Raw genomic sequence first — 17,199 nt, forward strand, 5'->3', positions numbered from 1 at the left:
CCGACTGGATCATCGAAGTGGTCGACGGGCTGGCCGCCAATGGCGAAGACGGCAACAGCGCCGTCGAAGCCAAGGTCAAAGCCGAGGTCGCAGACCTCTGCGCGCGCTTCCCTCTATACCCGAACCTGTAAGACGAAGGACCCTTACCCATGAGCTTTCACAATATCGACCAAGCCCCTGCCCGCCTGAACCGCAGCGAACTGGCCGTTCCGGGCAGCCAACCCGGTATGTTCGAAAAGGCCGCACAATCAGATGTAGATGTGATCTTCCTCGATCTGGAAGACGCGGTCGCGCCTGATGAAAAGGAACAGGCCCGCAAGAACATCATCGAGGCGTTGAACGATATCGACTGGGGCAACAAAACCATGTCGGTGCGGATCAACGGGCTGGATACGCATTATATGTATCGCGATGTGGTGGATGTGGTCGAACAGGCTGGCGAACGGCTGGACCTGATCATGATCCCCAAGGTTGGCACCGCTGCGGACGTCTATGCGGTCGATATGCTGGTAACGCAGATTGAGGACGCCAAAGGCTACAAGAAACGGATCGGGTTCGAACACATCATCGAAACCGCGCTTGGGATGCAGAATGTCAGCGAGATTGCGGCAGCTTCCAAACGCAATGAAAGCCTGCATTTCGGAGTGGCTGACTATGCGGCCTCGACCCGCGCACGAACCACGATCATCGGCGGCGTGAACCCCGATTATTCCGTGTTGACCGACGCAGATGCCGATGGTGACCGTCTGACCCATTGGGGTGACATGTGGCACTATGCGCTGGCGCGCATGGTGGTTGCGGCACGCGCCAACGGACTGCGTCCAATCGATGGGCCATTTGGCGACTTTCAGGATCCCGACGGCTATCGAGCGGCTGCCAAACGCGCGGCGGTTCTGGGATGTGAAGGCAAATGGGCAATCCACCCCAGCCAGATTGCCCTGGCCAATGAGGTCATGTCGCCATCCGAGGCCGAAGTCACCAAGGCACAGCGCATTCTTGTCGCCATGGCCGAGGCTGAATCGGCGGGCAAAGGCGCGGTTTCTCTGGATGGCCGTCTGATCGACTATGCCTCAATCCGTCAGGCCGAAGTGCTGGTCGAAAAAGCAGGCCAGATCGCAGCGGCTTGATCGCATCATGACTGTGCAATCGTCCATATCGCTGCGCGATAGAGCCGCCGCCATCTTTGCCGAAGCCGTCGCTGCGGCGGACCCGGCGAAGTGCCTGCGCCAGCGGTTGCAATCAGCCCCATTGCCATCACCAGAACATGGCGGGCGCAGCATCCTGATTGCAATTGGGAAGGCTGCCCCTGCCATGATGGAGGAGGCATTGCAGCATGTTCAGGGCGATCACGTCGCCCTGATCGTAACCTATAGCGACAACCGGAGCGAAGTCCCCGGTGCGACGGTTTTGACCAGCGGGCACCCCATCCCGGATGAACGCGGTTTGAAAGCCGGGCGACAGATCATCGCATTGCTCAGCGCAGCACGTAAGCAGGATCAAATCATTGCACTGATCTCCGGCGGGGGGTCGGCCTTGGTTCCCGCGCCTGTTGATGGTTTGACCCTTTTGGACAAAATTGCGGTCAATGAGGTTTTGTTGTCTTCCGGGCTGGACATCGTTCAGATGAACCTTGTGCGCCAGCACCTGAGCCAGCTCAAAGGCGGCGGGTTTTTGCTGCACGGCGCACCTGCCCCGATCACGGCGTATATCCTGTCGGATGTTATCGGTGATGATCTTCGGGCCGTAGCCAGCGGACCAACCGCCTTACCAATCGGCAGCCACGCGGACGCCCGCAGAACCTGCATCGAGGCCGGGATCTGGCACCGGCTACCAAAAGCCGTCCGTGCCCATCTGGAGAAGAGTATTCCTGAACATTCCATAGCAGTTGAGGCAACAAATAGCCTGATTGGGTCGAACACAATTAGTTTGGAAGCCGCGTTTCGCTATGCGGCGCAGAACTACCGTACTGAAATTGTGTCCGACGCGTTGATTGGAGATGTGTCCGACGCGGCTGAACGGATTTTCCAAGCAGCCTTGTCTGCCACTTCGAACCGCCCAACCGCCCTGCTTTTTGGTGGTGAAACGACTGTACGTCTGCAAGGAACGGGTTGCGGCGGGCGCAACCAGGAATTGGCACTGCGCGTCGCCCAACTGACGCAAGACCGCACGATACCCGGAAATTGGGTTTTTCTTAGCGGTGGTACGGATGGCCGCGATGGCCCAACCTCGGCAGCTGGCGCGATAGTGGATGCAGGGACGCTCACCCGAATCCGCGCGTCGGGACATGACCCTACCGCTCTGTTGGCGAGCAACGACAGTCATAAGGCTTTGACGCAGTCTGGTGATCTTCTGATGACCGGAGCGACCGGGACCAATGTAGCCGACATTCAGGTAATGCTGCTTGGGTCTAACGTTTGAAAGCCCGCGAATAGATCAGCAGATACTTAGATCCGTATTAAGCGATCTTCAGGTTTCAAACTCATCAAAGAGACACACACCGACCACAATTGCTGGATGCTGGCGGGGAACCATTTCGAACCCAAGCCGAACTATAACAAAGTGATCAGGGGTGTCGGGGAGTCGTCACACCAACTTATAGTCGACAAAGAAATTCTGATGCTCGAATTTCGAGCGGCCCCTTTTTGTCTCACTCTCGGAGTTAGAGATGGTTGTTTTCAATGCGAACGTTCAGGCCTTAGTACAACCAATTATCCAGATTCGGTACACTCTCGTTTGCTACCCACGGCGGTTCTATCACAGAGGTCAGGCATGCTATCGGGAATACCGTCTAGTCATAGGAATTTGAGTTCTAGAATTTTTCTGTCAGCATCATTATTTTACTAGCAGGAAAAAATGGTGCTATGGTAGACCGAGTTGGATTGGGTAATGCGCGTCGTCTTGTTGCAGAACCCGTTCGGACAAGTGTAGCAAGACATTGAAAGAATGAAATTGAAAAAAAACGACAAAGAAATGGCGACAAATCTGACACAGGATCCGCATTCTGTTCGCTCGGGTGACAGAGAAAAAGTTCTTGAAGTTGCCATTGGTCGCGAGGTTCGCGCTTTTCGCAAAAAGCAGAATACTACGGTCGCGGAATTGGCTCAGCTGACCGGATTGTCGATTGGTATGCTGTCCAAGATCGAAAACGGGAACACATCGCCTTCCCTGACAACTTTGCAATCGCTTGCTGATGCGCTTTCAGTTCCTCTGACAAGCTTTTTCAGACAATTTGAAGAGCGCCGCGAGGCGGTTCATACCAAAGCGGGTGAGGGCGTCGAGTTAGAGCGCGAAGGAACACGCGCCAATCATCAATATAATTTGTTGGGGCATATTGGTGCCAACGGTTCTGGGGTAATCGTAGAGCCCTACCTGATCACCCTGACCGTTGAATCCGACGTGTTCCCAACATTTCAACATGATGGAATCGAGACGATCTACATGCTGGAAGGCGAGGTAGATTACCGTCACGGAGACAAGATTTACCCCCTGAAACCGGGTGACACCTTGTTCTTTGACGCCGACGCACCGCATGGTCCGGAACGGTTGGTGAATCTGCCGGCACGCTACATTTCAGTGATCAGCTATCCGCAGACAAATTGACCGGCTTGCGCAACAAGAAATCAGTGGGTCTGTCATAGCCGACGTGGCTGCCGGCACTTACGATTGTAAATCCAAGCCTTGAAAACACACGGTGGTTTTCAGTGAGTTCCACGCGCGTTTCCAGTTCCAACGCTGATAGATCAAGGTCTGCTGCACGACTTGCAGCGTGATCTACCAAAGTGCGGCAGATACCCCGCCCCCGCATTCCTTCCTTCACCGCCAGCTTTCCTAGGTACAAGCTGTTGGCTTTGGGCGTCAAAAATATGCACGCGAATAGCGGTTGGCCCATGGCCCAGATTTCACCACCACCCCTGCAATGCGCCTGCATTCCTTCCACTGTTAGATTATGGATAGACGAAGGAGGATTAATTCGGGCATCCATATACCGAAATGACGCGCGAAGCAGTGCAAGCGCGTCATACAATGCGAAGTCATCGGGCTGAATGAGCCAAGGTGTTTTGCCTGCATCAGTCATATGAGCCAAGACACGTCAAGGTGATCGCTTACTTTGACAAAGGCGGCTCGGTTTCCAGATCCGGCCATATACCGGGAGAGGTTGGTAATCCGTCGTCAAACTGACTAAGGTAGTCCAACATCATTGGGCGGTTGTCGATAAACCCCTTGTAGGTGGCGAGTTCAACCGGAAGGTCGCGAACAACACGGTGCAGCCGGCGACCCCATTTCGGAACCGTCATCAGATCTTGAAAACTGCAAAGATAGCAACGGATTGGGAATACTAGCGCGTTTGATCGCGGCAATCGGAAGAATGTTTGCAATTCGACCCGAAGATGCTGCTTATGGGCTATGTTTTCGGGCGTCAGTGTGGTCTTTTGGATGCCCCATTTGTGATAGTTTTCCGGGCTGGTATCCAACAGCGGGTTCACCGTCATGGTCCAGTTCAGCCGCCGTGCTGGAGCGCCCTGTTGAATGTTCAGCAGAAACTTCAGCGCGCGCTTGAAAATCCCCATTTCATGGGCTTTTGGAACCGGCGCGTGCCATTCGAAAAAATTCATGCCGATGTCGAAATCCAGGCTCCAATCGGCCTGGGTCGTGACCATACCAGCGTCCATCCACAACATCTCGTCCCGCTGGTCCAGCACTGCGAAATCGCCTTGCGCCTGACGGGTAATGTACTCCATCGGCCCGTAAGGCAGCGTGGTTTCATCCATGAAGGTAAAGCTGTGATCGATCCCCAGTGGCTTGTTGATCCAGCGCCACTGGTTGCCGTTACGGTGCAGTTCGAACAGGTCCGGGTAGTCCTCGGATTTGCTGACCATGATCAGTTCCAGCAGGTCCCAGCCCGCCAAGGTCATATGCGGCAGAGACTGACAGCGCAGCGGGTCCTGATCAAGAACGATCGCACGGTCTTTCATCTCGGACACGTAATGTTCGTCTACGTCGAACCGCATCTCATAGACCGAACCCTTGGGGCCACCCCTATGCTGCTCCATGTTGACCGAATACATGTAGCTGTCTTCGTGGAACGGAAACGGAAAGCGTTTGATCGCCCATTCCGAGTTGTGGAACGTATAGTCGTCGCGGAAGGACTCGTCGTTGAATTGAATGGTCATGGTGGGCCTCCTCTCAGCGGTCCAGCACGAGGGACTTGCCCTCGAAACGCGATACGCAGGGCATGATTTTCTTGCCTGCTGCCTTTTCTTCGTCGGTCAGCCAGTGATCGCGATGAACAAAATTGCCGTCGTGATCCAACACAACGGTTTCGCATTGGCCACAGGCCCCGCCACGGCACAGATACGGGGCGTCGACACCTTCGCGTTCGATAGCCTCCAGAAGGCTTTCGTTTTCACCCACATGAATGACCTTGTCGGAAGACGCCAGACGCACTTCGAACGGTTTGCCGGGCTGAGGCGCCAAGAACTCTTCGTAATGCACGCAATCTTCGGGCCAGCCTTCGGCGGCGGCAGTGTTGCGCACCCAATCGATCATGCCCTTTGGTCCGCAGACATAGACATGCGTGCCCAGGGGTTGCCCGCTGAGAAGGTTTTCCAGATCAATCGCTTGATTCTGATCGTCGTAATACAGATGCGTTTCGTTTGGATGCCTGTCTGTCAGTTGATCCGCATAAGATGCCAGCGCCTGATTGCGACAGGCATAGTGCAGCTCCCAATGACCGTGCAGCAGTTCGAGCTGTTTGATCTGCGCCAGAAACGGGGTGATTCCGATACCACCGGCCAGAAACAGATGTTTGCGGGCCCGCAAATCAAGCGAGAACAGGTTGACCGGGTAGCTGATGGTCATCTCGTCGCCCAGCTTGACCTGACGGTGCATGAACAACGACCCTCCCCTGCCCTGATCATCGCGGCGAACCGAGATCGTATAGGATGATTGATCGAACGGATCGGACATTAGGGAATAAGGGTTGAGCCGCGTGATGCCGCCATCCTGCATTTCGACCACGGTATGTGCACCGCCCGAAAAGGTTGGCAACTGACTGCCGTCAACGCGTTCGAACCGGAACCGTGTTACCAATTCGTTCAGCGGGGTAATTTCTGTAACTTTGACCTGAATTTTCTCTGCGCCACTCATTCGTAGATTCCCTTCGGCTCGGGCACGTTCCCATGATCCTCGGCGTCAACGCGGACGCCCTGATAGGCGGCAAGGCGGCGGGAATAGTGGTCGCGCACAAAAAGGTTTAAACCACAGTGCGAGCAGACAAACGGATCGACCTCGACATCATCGGTAATGCCCTTGCAGTGCACACATTGCATACGGCGCGCAGTCGTGCCGCGATGCTCGGTCTGGATCGCGGTATGTGGCAAGCCAACGGCCATCACCTCATTCATAGCCTGACCCATCATGCCCTCTGTGCCGGTCAGATAGACCTGCAACCCCATATGCGCGTCCTCCAGCACACGGCGAATGCGCTGTAGCGCGGCCTCATAGGACGGGCCTTCGTAGAATTGCGCGGGATTCAGCGCTTGCAGTTTTGTCGTGAAATCCGTCCCTTTGGGAATATAGATCAAGTGGGTTTTGGCCATCAGGTCAGGTGTCGCGATGTCAAGAACGGCTTCGGCCCCTTCGGCCTCGGCGATCATGAGATGATGTTCACCTGAGCGAACCTCTAGCGTACCCCAGACCGGGCGGCTTGCGATTGACTTGGGAAATTCGAACTTTGACATTTTGCCCTCAAATAGAAAAAGGGCGCCTCGGTGTGTCCGTTGCGCCCCCTTAAACTCAGCCCTTTGCGGTTCTGATAGATTTGTCCTGGTCGTAGAACGGCATCTCTTCCGCAGTCGCTGCTATTTCTGTCCCGTCGCCGTTTCGTACCGTCAGCTGGGTGCCGGGTGAGGCACAGGCGACTGGCATCCGCGCGATACCTACGTTGTGGCCATTGATCTCGGAATACATGCCGAAGGTGACAACGCCGACCTTTTCGCCGTTTTGCAGCAGATCCGCACCCTCATCCGCCGGAATTGTACCGTCCAGTTTGACACCGTAGATCTTGAACCGCTCTTTACCTTTCGAGGCGTAGTGGTTCTCAGCACCGATAAAACCAGTTTTGCCCGGTGAGACTGTAAATTCCAGGCCCAACTCCCAAAGCGTATCTCCGCATGTTTCATCGTCGAACGGATAGGTTTCCGAATTGTCGCCTGGATAGAACAGAAGGTAGCTTTCGGTTCGCAGCAGATCGAGTGTCGAGAACTGGACCGGAACGATGCCCATATCCTTGCCCTCGGCCAGGATGTTGTCCCAAAGGTGCACGGCATGCTTGGCCTGACAGAAAATCTCGTACCCGCGTTCACCGGTGTAGCCGGTCCGCGAAATCATCACCGGGCAGCCATAGAGCTTGGTTTGCATGATACCGAAGTAGGCCAGATCACGAATTCCGGGAACATGCTTGGCCAGGAAGTCCACCGCAACCGGTCCCTGCAAAGACATGTCGTGCATGTCGTCGTCAAAGATGACCGAACAATTCTTGCCAGCCGCCACTGATGTCAGCTGCTCCATACCCGTTCCTGTGCCGTGCACGACAAGCCATGTGTTCACTGACAGGCGGTAGATGATGCAATCGTCAACGAACTTGCCTTCGGGATTCAGGATCGACGCATAAGTCGACCGACCCGGCATGATCTTTTCCACGTTCCGCGTGGTAACGCGGTCAATAACATAAGCCGCATCTTCGCCGACCACGTGAACCTTTTTCAGACCCGACACATCCATCAGACCGGCCTTAGTACGGATGGCTTCGTAATCCGCCTTGGCGCGTTCCGGGCTATGGTCATAGAACCATGCGGTTCCCATACCGTTCCAGTCTTCTAACTCGCCGCCGATCTCGGCATGGCGCTGCGCAAGGGCGGACGTCCTCCAAAGAATGGCCATTGTTCAGCTCTCCCGTTGATTGCTTTTTTGTTGACCATATTGAGGCCGATGTCAGATTGAAAATCAACACCCATGTGCAGATTTTTTTCCTGTTGGGAATATTAGGCTGCAATTTGTGCACCCTAATACAAATTACCGAGAATGACATAAGTGGTTATTTATCAATGCCATGGGTTGAATTTCGATGGGCCTAAAAGTGCATGAACCAAATGCCTAAAAGATGTTTGCCCCACATATCTATTGACAGGTCGCCAATGAAATTGTCCCCTGAGTAGATAAATATTCCCAGCAGGAAATTCTTCGCAGAAAGACCTCCTGCTGCAACAACAGGGAGACTACGAAGTGGATGGTAATCTAAATGCACTAACGACGGTCTTTACCGAGTTCTACTACTGGGTAACGGTCGTTTTCATGTTCCTGATCCATGTGGGCTTTTGCATGTACGAGGTCGGTGCCAGTCGTGCCCGCAACCATATGCACACATTGATGAAAAACATCATGATCATCCCGCTGGTAACGGTCACATTCTTCTTCTTTGGATGGTGGATTTACTGGGCCTTTCCGAACTTTCCGTTCTGGGGCGGTCTGGACACCGAAGCGGGCGCTGCCAATCTGCCCTGGGCTGATACGATGGCGACCAATTTAGGTGACAGAATCACCGGCGTCTTCTGGGCCGCGTTCTTGCTGTTCTCATGGACTGCCGCCTCGATCGTTTCAGGTTCTGTAATCGAGCGGATCAGATCTTCTGCCCTGTGGGTCCATGCTGTGATGATTGGTTCTGTCTGGTGGATCATAGACGCTGCGTGGGGCTGGCACTATGGCGGCTGGATGGTACGCCTTCTTGGATACCACGACGCCTATGCTTCAGGCGTTATCCACGCGATTGCAGGTGGTTACGCGCTTGGCGTGATTATGGTTCTGGGCCCACGCCTGGGTAAATTTGCCAAGGACGGTACGCCGCGGGATATTCCGCCGCACAACCCCTGGATGCTAACCATCGGGATATTCCTTATCTACACTGGTTTCTGGGGCTTCTACGCCGCGTGTAACGTTCCAGCGATCTCGCCTGAGGCAATCGACGGCCAAATCACAGGTGTGACTTGGACCGCAACCAACATCTATCTGGCCCCAACTACGCTCTCCGCGATTACCTTCAACTTCCTGATGTCGCTGTCTGGCGGATTGATGGCAGCGTATGTGGTTTCCAAAGGCGACGCCTTCTGGACATTCTCGGGCGGTCTGGCCGGAATTATCACCGCCTCGGCAGGTAACGATCTGTATCACCCGATCCAGGCAATGATCATTGCCGCCATCGGTGTCGTGATCGTTTACAAACTGCACTATTGGGTTGAGCGTCGGTTCAAGCTGGATGATGCCGTTGGGGCTGTCGCCGTGCATGGCTACGCAGGGTTCGTTGGCTTGGTGATTTCGGGCTTTGTCCTCTGGGGTGTGCCTTCTTCTCCATATGAAGGCTACGCGACGATTAACCCGGTCGGTCAAATCACTGGTGCTGTCATCATGTTCTTTGTTCTTGGCTTCTTGCCAGGTTGGATTCTGGCAAAAATTCAATCGGCCGCTGGTGTTCTGCGCATCCCGGAAGAAGTTGAACTTCAGGGTCTCGATTACGCTGAACACCATGCCTACGAAGACGCCAAAGCCGCGATTATTGCAGCCGACAAGGAAGAACTGGCTGCCCGTGGCGTAGCAGCTAAGTAAGGGAGAAAAATATGTCTACCAATGGATATACAAATTGGGCCGTGGATCTGGCCGAAGTCGGACCAATCTATCCCTTCCAAGGTTACGAAGTTCTGATGGTCATTGTGGGAGTCATATTCTGGATCGGATGGCATCGCATCCAATTTGTCCGGGAAGGCGAGCACCTTGAGAAAGCCCGTCACACCGGCGATGAAGAAAAAGTGAAAGCACAGCTGGAACGATACTGATCCGGCTTTGAAAGCTGGCAATGGGCATAAATCTAAATTCTTGCCCATTGCCTCTCAGGAAAATTTATTTCCTATGATTATTGATGTCCGTTTGAATTGTTGGTACCGTAGAATCATAACGAAACACACAAGGAGATCTGCCAGCCATGTGCGGAATTGTTGGATTATTCCTCAAAGACCAGTCTCTTGCGCCCCACCTGGGCAATATGCTGACAGACATGCTGATCACGATGACGGATCGCGGCCCCGACAGCGCGGGGATTGCGATTTATGGTGAGGAATCAGGTGGCAAGACTAAGATGACGCTGCAGTCGCCCAATCCAAAGGACGACTTTGCCGGTCTAGCCGAAGAGCTGGGGCAGCACTTGGGCCTGGTGGTAAGCCAGACTGATAATGACACGCACACTGTGCTTGACGTTCCGGCCGGGCAGTTTGAAGCGGCACGGGCCGCGTTGGCAGAGATCCGGCCTTCGGTCCGGATCATGAGCCGGGGCGAGATGCTGGAGATCTACAAGGAAGTTGGCCTACCCAAAGACGTGGCCGCGCGCTTTGACATCAGCAACATGAGCGGCACGCATGGCATTGGTCATACACGCATGGCAACGGAATCTGCGGTCACGACGATGGGTGCGCACCCGTTCAACACCGGACCCGATCAGTGTCTGGTTCACAACGGCTCGCTGTCAAACCACAACTCGCTGCGCCGCAAGCTGCGTCGCGAAGGAGTGGTAATCCAAACCGAAAACGATACCGAGGTCGGTGCCGCCTATCTGACCTGGAAGATGATGAACGGGGCCACCTTGGGTGAGGCGCTGGAAAGCAGCCTTGAGGATCTGGATGGCTTCTTCACCTTTGTTGTCGGCACCAAGGACGGGTTCGGCGTGGTCCGCGATCCGATCGCCTGCAAACCGGCAGTAATGGCCGAGACCGATCAATACGTGGCCTTTGGCAGCGAATATCGGGCGCTTGTGAACCTGCCCGGCATTGAAGACGCCCGCGTCTGGGAGCCGGAACCGGCAACGGTTTACTTCTGGTCCCACAATGACAGCCCGACAACGACGGAAAAGGCCGCCTGACATGCAGACCTATGATCTTGAAGCAAACGGCCTGCGCGGGCTGAACGCAACGCTGCAATCGCAATCCACCGAGACGAACCAAACCAGCTGGGAAGTTGTGAACCCCAAGGGCAGCCACGCGATTGCCGTCGGGCTGGACGCGCCCATCGAAGTGACAGTCAAGGGGTCCACCGGCTACTACTGCGCTGGCATGAACCAGCAGGCGACGATCAAGGTTGAAGGCTCGGTCGGGCCTGGCGTGGCCGAGAACATGATGTCCGGTCAGGTGATCGTCGATGGCGATGCCAGCCAGTATGCCGGGGCCACGGGTCATGGCGGGTTGCTTGTGATCAAGGGCAATGCAAGCTCGCGTTGCGGAATTTCGATGAAAGGCATCGACATCGTTGTGCATGGCAGTATCGGCCACATGTCGGCCTTTATGGCACAGGCCGGTAACCTTGTGGTCTGTGGCGATGCAGGCGACGCGCTTGGCGACTCGCTGTATGAAGCGCGACTGTTCGTGCGCGGCTCGGTCAAAAGTCTCGGCGCTGACTGCATCGAGAAAGAGATGCGCCCCGAGCACCTGGAGATTCTGAAGGACCTGCTGGATCGCGCAGGCGCGGACGCCAGTCCGGAAGAGTTCAAACGCTACGGCTCAGCTCGCGAACTGTACAACTTCGACATCGACAATTCCGCCGCTTACTGAGGAAGAAGGGTATGAAAGATATGGACGATCAGATCCCCCGCACCCTGCCGATCCAGTCGGCGACATTTTCCAACCCGATCAATGCCGAGATCCGTCGCGCCGCCGCGACTGGCATCTATGACATTCGCGGCGGTGGCGCCAAACGCAAGGTGCCACATTTCGACGATTTGCTGTTTCTGGGCGCGTCGGTGTCACGCTATCCGTTGGAGGGCTATCGGGAACGCTGCGACACCTCGGTAACGTTGGGCACGCGCTTTGCCAAGAAGCCGATCGAACTGGACATTCCGATCACCATTGCGGGCATGAGCTTTGGCGCGCTCTCTGGCCCGGCGAAAGAAGCCTTGGGCCGGGGCGCATCGGCAGCTGGCACGTCAACCACCACCGGTGACGGCGGTATGACACCCGAGGAACGCGGTCACTCCAGCAAGCTGGTCTACCAGTATCTGCCTTCGCGCTATGGCATGAACCCAAACGACCTGAGGAAGGCCGACGCGATCGAGATCGTGGTCGGTCAGGGTGCCAAACCCGGTGGCGGCGGTATGCTGCTGGGACAGAAGATTAGCGACCGTGTGGCCGAAATGCGCACCTTGCCTAAGGGTATCGACCAGCGCTCGGCCTGTCGCCATCCTGACTGGACCGGCCCGGATGATCTGGAAATCAAGATCCTCGAATTGCGTGAGATTACAGACTGGCAAGTGCCGATCTATGTCAAGGTTGGCGCGACCCGCCCCTATTATGATACGGCATTGGCGGTAAAGGCCGGCGCCGATGTGGTGGTGATGGACGGGATGCAGGGCGGTACGGCCGCGACGCAGGACGTCTTTATCGAACATGTGGGCCTACCGACGCTTTCGTGCATTCGCCCTGCCGTGCAGGCGCTGCAGGATCTGGGTGTGCATCGCGAGGTTCAGCTGGTGATCTCGGGCGGAATCCGCACCGGAGCCGATGTTGCCAAAGCTTTGGCGCTTGGCGCGGATGCGGTGGCCATTGGCACCGCCGCGCTAGTGGCGCTTGGCGACAACGATCCGAAATGGGAAGCCGAGTATCAGAAGCTGGGCACTACCACCGGAGCCTATGACGACTGGCACGAAGGTCAGGATCCAGCAGGCATTACTACACAGGATCCCGATCTTGCCGCCCGTCTAAACCCGGTCGAGGCCGGACGCCGTCTGCGCAACTATCTCAAGGTGATGACGCTTGAGGCACAGACCATCGCGCGGGCCTGTGGTCACAACCACTTGCACAACCTCGAACCCGAAGACCTATGCGCCCTGACCATGGAGGCAGCCGCGATGGCCCGAGTGCCATTGGCCGGTACCAGCTGGTACCCGGGCAAAGAAGGGTTCTGAAAAATAATTGCGCGGCTCTCTGACAAGGGCCGCGTTTTGCATTTGAACAACGAAAAACAACAGGGAAAGGAAAGCCATCGTGACGACAGATCTCGCAGCTTTCGCAAAAGAAAAAGGCGTCAAATACTTCATGATCTCTTTCACCGACCTGTTCGGTGGGCAGCGGGCTAAGCTAGTGCCCGCACAGGCGATAGCCGACATGCAAGAAGATGGCGCGGGTTTTGCCGGGTTTGCTACCTGGTTGGACATGACCCCGGCGCATCCTGACATGTTGGCAGTGCCGGACCCCTCCTCAGTCATTCAATTGCCGTGGAAGCCCGAGGTGGCTTGGGTTGCTGGCAACTGTGTGATGGAAGGCAATGACGTCGCTCAGGCTCCACGCAACGTGTTGAGACGCCTGATCGGCGAGGCCGCCGAAATGGGCATGCATGTCAAGACCGGCATCGAGGCCGAGTTCTTCCTGTTGACCCCTGATGGCGAGCAAATCAGCGACCCGTTCGATACCGCCGAAAAACCTTGCTATGATCAGCAGGCGGTGATGCGCCGCTATGACGTGGTGCGCGAGATCTGCGACTACATGCTGGAATTGGGCTGGGGACCCTATCAGAACGACCACGAAGACGCCAATGGCCAGTTCGAAATGAACTGGGAGTTCGATGATGTCCTGCGCACCGCGGACAAGCACTCCTTCTTCAAGTTCATGACAAAGTCGGTGGCCGAGAAACACGGCTTCCGCGCTACTTTCATGCCCAAGCCCGTTGAAGGGCTGACTGGTAATGGTTGCCACGCCCATATCTCGGTCTGGGATGCGCCTGGGGCAGAGTCCAAAACGAACGTCTTTGCCGGTGAAGGCGAAGGCCCGACTGGCGAGGTTGGGCTGGGTGAACAGGGCAAGTACTTCCTGGGCGGGATCATGAAACATGCAAGTGCTCTGGCCGCGATCACCAACCCGACCGTGAACAGCTACAAGCGCATCAACGCGCCGCGCACCATGTCGGGCGCGACCTGGGCTCCCAATACCGTGACCTGGACTGGCAACAACCGCACCCATATGGTCCGAGTTCCCGGCCCGGGCCGTTTCGAGTTGCGTCTGGCCGACGGGGCCACCAACCCCTATCTGCTGCAGGCGGTCATCATCGCCGCGGGCCTGTCCGGCATCCGCTCGAAGGCTGATCCGGGACGGCGTTGGGACATCGACATGTATGCCGAAGGACACACCGTCACCGACGCCCCTAAACTGCCGCTGAACATGCTCGACGGATTGCGCGAATACGACAACGATACTGAGCTGAAAGCCATGATGGGTCAGGAATTCTCAAGCGCATTCCTCAAAATGAAACACCAGGAGTGGAACTCCTTCGTCAGTCATTTCTCACGCTGGGAAAAAGACCACACACTCGACATCTAAACAAATCAGGGGCTGCAGAAATTCTGCTGCCCCACCCCTTCGGTTAGGCAGAGACCCGCACCTCGTGAACATACTGATTTTCCAGCATACGCCGGGCGAAAACCCCGGAGCATTTCTGGAGCACATTTCGTCATGCGGTGATACGGCCAGCATTGTGCATCTCTATGATGGTCAACCGATCCCGCAGCTCGACGAATTTGATTTGCTTCTTGTTCTGGGCGGTCCGATGGACGTCTGGGAAATCGAAGCTAACCCATGGCTTGTGCGTGAGAAGCAAGCAATCAGGACTTGGGTTCAAGACTTCAAACGTCCTTACTTTGGTATTTGTCTGGGCCACCAACTTTTAGTTGACGCGCTGGGTGGGAAATGCGCACGCATGCAAAAGCCCGAGATCGGTGTGCATTCCATCAATCTGACTGATAACACGCGGGGTGATCCGCTGTTCGAGCTCTTGCCTCATCAATTCCGGGTGCTTCAATGGCATGGAGTTGAAGCTGTTGATCTGCCAGCCGACTCATCAATTCTGGCACAATCTGATGCCTCTGCTGTTCAAGCATTGCGGGTTTCGGACTGTGCGTGGAGCGTACAATTTCACCCCGAGCTTGTTCAGGGCACGATCCAATCGTGGATGGGCGACCCCGCTAACCATCAATGCGCTGTTGATTGGCTTGGCTCTGCAGATGCAGCGTGGGAAATGGTTTCTAACAGCGACAAAATAGTTGAAGAACAATTCAAGGTAACATCCAGTATCTATAACAGATTGCGACAGATCTGATCACACGCGATCAACCGGGAACCTCAAGGTTCTTTTCGCTGTCTGCTTCAACCCTCCAATCGGGGACATCGTTGACAAGCATCAGCGCAGCGCGGCGCAATGTTGTGCGCATTTTGTCCACCACTGGACCGTCCATTTCGCAATCTGCCAACGCGGCGTCAAAAGTTTCCAGCCAAAGCTCGGCATCCGCTTCACGTATCGGCACATGCGCGTGGATTTCTCGCAAGTCCATATGACCAAATCGCTCACGATAATATGCACGACCGCCCAAAAACCCGCTCAGGAATTCGAACTGCGCCTGTCTTGTATGAGACAACCCATGACCGCGAAAATGTAGCCTGTGCAGCGAATGCACCGCCGGGTCGGTCTCCATTCGGTCGTAGAACCGCTCGACAAGAGTCCGCAGCTTTTCTTCGCCACCGAGTTGATCCAAAGCCGATGACATAGGTCTCTTCTCCGAGTTGCCGCTGTCAATAAATATTGCATATCAGGAAAATAAGTTTATCACCAGTGACATGTTGGCGCGGTTGATATCGAAAGAAGGATACGAAATTTACAGGCATTCTCAGCTACGCGAGGCGACCGGATGAGTGCCCTTGCATTGGGACTGCTGGCAGCATTGTGCTGGGGTTTTCACGATTTTGCCGTGCGATATGTCAGCCAGTCCGTCAGTGTCATTGCCGCATTGATGGCCGTGCTGGTTGCAGGGGCGCTGTTACAGTTCGGTCTTGTGGCAATCTGGGTTGGGTTCGCCCCCATGTCCGCCAAGGCCGTGTCATACGCGGTTGTAGCGGGCGGCTTCTACTTACTGGCTGGCCTCAGCATGTATGCTGCGTTTCAGCGCGGGCCTGTACGTCTTGTCGCTCCGCTTGTCGCCAGCTATCCGGTCTTGTCTGTCACAATCGCAATATTGCGCGGTTCCGAGGTCAGCATCTGGCAATGGCTGGCGATCCTTGCCATTGGTGCCGGCGTATCCATTGTATCAACCCGAACGGACGACAGTACGGAATACCCTGCCGCCGGGCCGACAATTGCCTTTTCCATACTTGCTGCAATCGGGTTCGCTGCAACGTTCGCTTTGGGTCAATATGCAGCTGAACTGGGCGACGAATTCACTGTTTCACTTATTGGCCGTCTAACCGCTATCCCTGTGCTGGCAGCAATCGCCGTTGCATCTCGCAAGTCGCTTTGGCCGGGCAAACGCGCCCTGCCCCTGTTGTGCCTAATGGGTGTGCTCGATGCGGTGGCGATTCTATGCGTCGTGTCTGCCGGTGGGTTGCCTAATGCCCAATATGCGTCCGTTGCAGCCTCGATCTTCGGGTTGTTGACCGTTGTTTTGGCCTGGGCAATTTTGCGAGAGGAAATGGCTTTCTTTCAATGGCTTGGATGCATCATTGCTTTTGTCGGAATTGGCTATCTCGCGACCTGAGCATCTCTCTTATCCAGCGCAATCCTATGGGCCTGATGGGCTGCGATCGCACTGTTCAGTATGCAATCAACTTCGCCCGGACGAACGGGTCCGGGATAGTGCCATGCCCCGGGGCGAATGAGGTCTTTGTGTCTCTGTAATTCACTTCGCAGGTTGCGTACGTCAATATGCGCAGGCACGTCAGGTAAAAGCAGCACAGCATAGACGTCCACCGCCCCGTTCAGTTGTTTGATCTGAGTTTGACATTCGTCCTGCGACATATCTTTGCCCCAGAATTGCTGATCCAGCGCCATGTCTGTTTGTGCCGCGCGGGTTATTAAAGCGCGGACGCGTGCAACATTCGTCGAAGAGTGGCCAATTGATACAATCACCATACGCGTGGCGCGGCCCGCCAAACGCCAATATTGTAGCACTTTGGAACTGGCCGACTTGCTACCGCCTGAACGAAGAACGGCAGCAAATCTCAAGCTGTCAGGCCTTCGGGCTCTGGCAAGGCATTGGCGCGGCAGCAGGCGGTCAGTGTGTTGGCCAGCAGGCAGGCGATGGTCATCGGTCCGACGCCACCGGGCACGGGTGTGATCGCTCCGGCGCGT

18 protein-coding genes and 1 pseudogene are annotated in these 17,199 nt (G+C 55.6%); 11 read left to right on the plus strand and 8 right to left on the minus strand.

Going from position 1 to position 17,199, the window contains the following annotated elements; all coding sequences use genetic code 11:
- The first annotated feature begins 149 nt into the window (after positions 1–149).
- The 3 genes from ACR0LY_RS19830 (at position 150) to ACR0LY_RS19840 (ending at position 3,600) form a co-directional block, all read left to right on the plus strand.
- Positions 150–1,127 carry an HpcH/HpaI aldolase/citrate lyase family protein gene (locus tag ACR0LY_RS19830; RefSeq protein WP_170351950.1) on the plus strand — a complete coding sequence of 326 codons (978 nt, stop codon included), beginning with the start codon at positions 150–152 and terminating at the stop codon, positions 1,125–1,127.
- A gap of 7 nt (positions 1,128–1,134) precedes the next feature.
- Positions 1,135–2,418, plus strand: a complete 1,284-nt coding sequence (locus tag ACR0LY_RS19835) for a glycerate kinase type-2 family protein (RefSeq protein ID WP_170352118.1) — start codon at positions 1,135–1,137, stop codon at positions 2,416–2,418.
- Positions 2,419–2,943: 525 nt separating this feature from the next.
- Positions 2,944–3,600 carry a helix-turn-helix domain-containing protein gene (locus ACR0LY_RS19840; protein ID WP_170352117.1) on the plus strand — a complete coding sequence of 219 codons (657 nt, stop codon included), beginning with the start codon at positions 2,944–2,946 and terminating at the stop codon, positions 3,598–3,600.
- Here ACR0LY_RS19840 and ACR0LY_RS19845 read toward each other — a convergent pair.
- Genes ACR0LY_RS19845 through ACR0LY_RS19865 form a run of 5 tightly spaced genes read right to left on the minus strand, consistent with a single transcriptional unit; the run spans position 3,578 to position 7,941 of the window.
- The gene (locus ACR0LY_RS19845; protein ID WP_170352116.1) at positions 3,578–4,075 is read right to left on the minus strand and encodes a GNAT family N-acetyltransferase; all 498 of its coding nucleotides are present in this window, start codon (positions 4,073–4,075) and stop codon (positions 3,578–3,580) included. The genes ACR0LY_RS19840 and ACR0LY_RS19845 overlap by 23 nt on opposite strands.
- Positions 4,076–4,103: 28 nt before the next feature.
- On the minus strand, positions 4,104–5,171 hold the full coding sequence (locus ACR0LY_RS19850; protein WP_170352115.1) for a heme-dependent oxidative N-demethylase family protein: 1,068 nt from the start codon (positions 5,169–5,171) through the stop codon (positions 4,104–4,106).
- Between the two features lie 13 nt (positions 5,172–5,184).
- Entirely contained in the window at positions 5,185–6,147 is a 963-nt protein-coding gene (locus ACR0LY_RS19855; RefSeq protein WP_170352114.1) for a PDR/VanB family oxidoreductase, read from the minus strand.
- Positions 6,144–6,740, minus strand: coding sequence for a dimethylamine monooxygenase subunit DmmA family protein (locus ACR0LY_RS19860; protein ID WP_170352113.1), 597 nt, complete (start codon positions 6,738–6,740; stop codon positions 6,144–6,146). The genes ACR0LY_RS19855 and ACR0LY_RS19860 overlap by 4 nt, the downstream gene beginning before the upstream one ends.
- Before the next feature lie 55 nt (positions 6,741–6,795).
- Complete coding sequence (locus ACR0LY_RS19865) at positions 6,796–7,941, minus strand: aminomethyl transferase family protein (RefSeq protein WP_170352112.1); 1,146 nt, start codon at positions 7,939–7,941, stop codon at positions 6,796–6,798.
- A gap of 342 nt (positions 7,942–8,283) precedes the next feature.
- Between ACR0LY_RS19865 and ACR0LY_RS19870 the strand changes: the two genes are divergently transcribed.
- The 7 genes from ACR0LY_RS19870 (at position 8,284) to ACR0LY_RS19900 (ending at position 15,177) form a co-directional block, all read left to right on the plus strand.
- On the plus strand, positions 8,284–9,657 hold the full coding sequence (locus tag ACR0LY_RS19870; protein ID WP_170352111.1) for an ammonium transporter: 1,374 nt from the start codon (positions 8,284–8,286) through the stop codon (positions 9,655–9,657).
- 11 nt (positions 9,658–9,668) lie between these two features.
- Positions 9,669–9,884: a hypothetical protein gene (locus tag ACR0LY_RS19875; RefSeq protein WP_170352110.1), complete on the plus strand. Its 216-nt coding sequence runs from the start codon at positions 9,669–9,671 to the stop codon at positions 9,882–9,884.
- 146 nt (positions 9,885–10,030) lie between these two features.
- On the plus strand, positions 10,031–10,960 hold the full coding sequence (locus ACR0LY_RS19880) for a class II glutamine amidotransferase (RefSeq protein ID WP_170352109.1): 930 nt from the start codon (positions 10,031–10,033) through the stop codon (positions 10,958–10,960).
- 1 nt (position 10,961) lies between these two features.
- The gene (locus tag ACR0LY_RS19885; RefSeq protein WP_170352108.1) at positions 10,962–11,645 is read left to right on the plus strand and encodes a GltB/FmdC/FwdC-like GXGXG domain-containing protein; all 684 of its coding nucleotides are present in this window, start codon (positions 10,962–10,964) and stop codon (positions 11,643–11,645) included.
- A 20-nt stretch (positions 11,646–11,665) separates the two neighbouring features.
- Positions 11,666–12,994 carry an FMN-binding glutamate synthase family protein gene (locus ACR0LY_RS19890; protein ID WP_170352119.1) on the plus strand — a complete coding sequence of 443 codons (1,329 nt, stop codon included), beginning with the start codon at positions 11,666–11,668 and terminating at the stop codon, positions 12,992–12,994.
- Between the two features lie 79 nt (positions 12,995–13,073).
- Positions 13,074–14,402: a type III glutamate--ammonia ligase gene (gene glnT, locus ACR0LY_RS19895; protein ID WP_170352107.1), complete on the plus strand. Its 1,329-nt coding sequence runs from the start codon at positions 13,074–13,076 to the stop codon at positions 14,400–14,402.
- Between the two features lie 64 nt (positions 14,403–14,466).
- Positions 14,467–15,177 (plus strand): type 1 glutamine amidotransferase, encoded by a 711-nt coding sequence (locus tag ACR0LY_RS19900; RefSeq protein WP_170352106.1) that lies wholly within the window; start codon positions 14,467–14,469, stop codon positions 15,175–15,177.
- A 10-nt stretch (positions 15,178–15,187) separates the two neighbouring features.
- Here the strand turns inward: ACR0LY_RS19900 and ACR0LY_RS19905 are convergent, their stop codons facing one another.
- On the minus strand, positions 15,188–15,622 hold the full coding sequence (locus tag ACR0LY_RS19905) for a group II truncated hemoglobin (RefSeq protein WP_170352105.1): 435 nt from the start codon (positions 15,620–15,622) through the stop codon (positions 15,188–15,190).
- A 141-nt stretch (positions 15,623–15,763) separates the two neighbouring features.
- Here ACR0LY_RS19905 and ACR0LY_RS19910 point away from each other — a divergent pair, with 141 nt between their 5' ends.
- Positions 15,764–16,606 (plus strand): DMT family transporter, encoded by an 843-nt coding sequence (locus tag ACR0LY_RS19910; RefSeq protein WP_170352104.1) that lies wholly within the window; start codon positions 15,764–15,766, stop codon positions 16,604–16,606.
- Here the strand turns inward: ACR0LY_RS19910 and ACR0LY_RS19915 are convergent.
- Both ACR0LY_RS19915 and ACR0LY_RS19920 read right to left on the minus strand, forming a co-directional pair.
- Positions 16,591–16,899, minus strand: a complete 309-nt coding sequence (locus ACR0LY_RS19915) for a hypothetical protein (protein ID WP_170352103.1) — start codon at positions 16,897–16,899, stop codon at positions 16,591–16,593. The two genes, ACR0LY_RS19910 and ACR0LY_RS19915, sit on opposite strands and share 16 nt — an antisense overlap.
- A 170-nt stretch (positions 16,900–17,069) precedes the next feature.
- A pseudogene (locus ACR0LY_RS19920) lies at positions 17,070–17,199 on the minus strand (bifunctional methylenetetrahydrofolate dehydrogenase/methenyltetrahydrofolate cyclohydrolase); the annotation flags it as partial.

Source organism: Ruegeria sp. BC5, assembly GCF_056539205.1.

Coding starts and splice junctions, on each gene's coding strand:
- ACR0LY_RS19830 (WP_170351950.1), top strand. CDS start 150: ATGAGCTTTCACAATATCGACCAAGCCCCTGCCCGCCTGAACCGCAGC.
- ACR0LY_RS19835 (WP_170352118.1), top strand. CDS start 1,135: ATGACTGTGCAATCGTCCATATCGCTGCGCGATAGAGCCGCCGCCATC.
- ACR0LY_RS19840 (WP_170352117.1), top strand. CDS start 2,944: ATGAAATTGAAAAAAAACGACAAAGAAATGGCGACAAATCTGACACAG.
- ACR0LY_RS19845 (WP_170352116.1), bottom strand. CDS start 4,075: ATGACTGATGCAGGCAAAACACCTTGGCTCATTCAGCCCGATGACTTC.
- ACR0LY_RS19850 (WP_170352115.1), bottom strand. CDS start 5,171: ATGACCATTCAATTCAACGACGAGTCCTTCCGCGACGACTATACGTTC.
- ACR0LY_RS19855 (WP_170352114.1), bottom strand. CDS start 6,147: ATGAGTGGCGCAGAGAAAATTCAGGTCAAAGTTACAGAAATTACCCCG.
- ACR0LY_RS19860 (WP_170352113.1), bottom strand. CDS start 6,740: ATGTCAAAGTTCGAATTTCCCAAGTCAATCGCAAGCCGCCCGGTCTGG.
- ACR0LY_RS19865 (WP_170352112.1), bottom strand. CDS start 7,941: ATGGCCATTCTTTGGAGGACGTCCGCCCTTGCGCAGCGCCATGCCGAG.
- ACR0LY_RS19875 (WP_170352110.1), top strand. CDS start 9,669: ATGTCTACCAATGGATATACAAATTGGGCCGTGGATCTGGCCGAAGTC.
- ACR0LY_RS19880 (WP_170352109.1), top strand. CDS start 10,031: ATGTGCGGAATTGTTGGATTATTCCTCAAAGACCAGTCTCTTGCGCCC.
- ACR0LY_RS19885 (WP_170352108.1), top strand. CDS start 10,962: ATGCAGACCTATGATCTTGAAGCAAACGGCCTGCGCGGGCTGAACGCA.
- ACR0LY_RS19890 (WP_170352119.1), top strand. CDS start 11,666: ATGGACGATCAGATCCCCCGCACCCTGCCGATCCAGTCGGCGACATTT.
- ACR0LY_RS19905 (WP_170352105.1), bottom strand. CDS start 15,622: ATGTCATCGGCTTTGGATCAACTCGGTGGCGAAGAAAAGCTGCGGACT.
- ACR0LY_RS19910 (WP_170352104.1), top strand. CDS start 15,764: ATGAGTGCCCTTGCATTGGGACTGCTGGCAGCATTGTGCTGGGGTTTT.
- ACR0LY_RS19915 (WP_170352103.1), bottom strand. CDS start 16,899: ATGGCGCTGGATCAGCAATTCTGGGGCAAAGATATGTCGCAGGACGAA.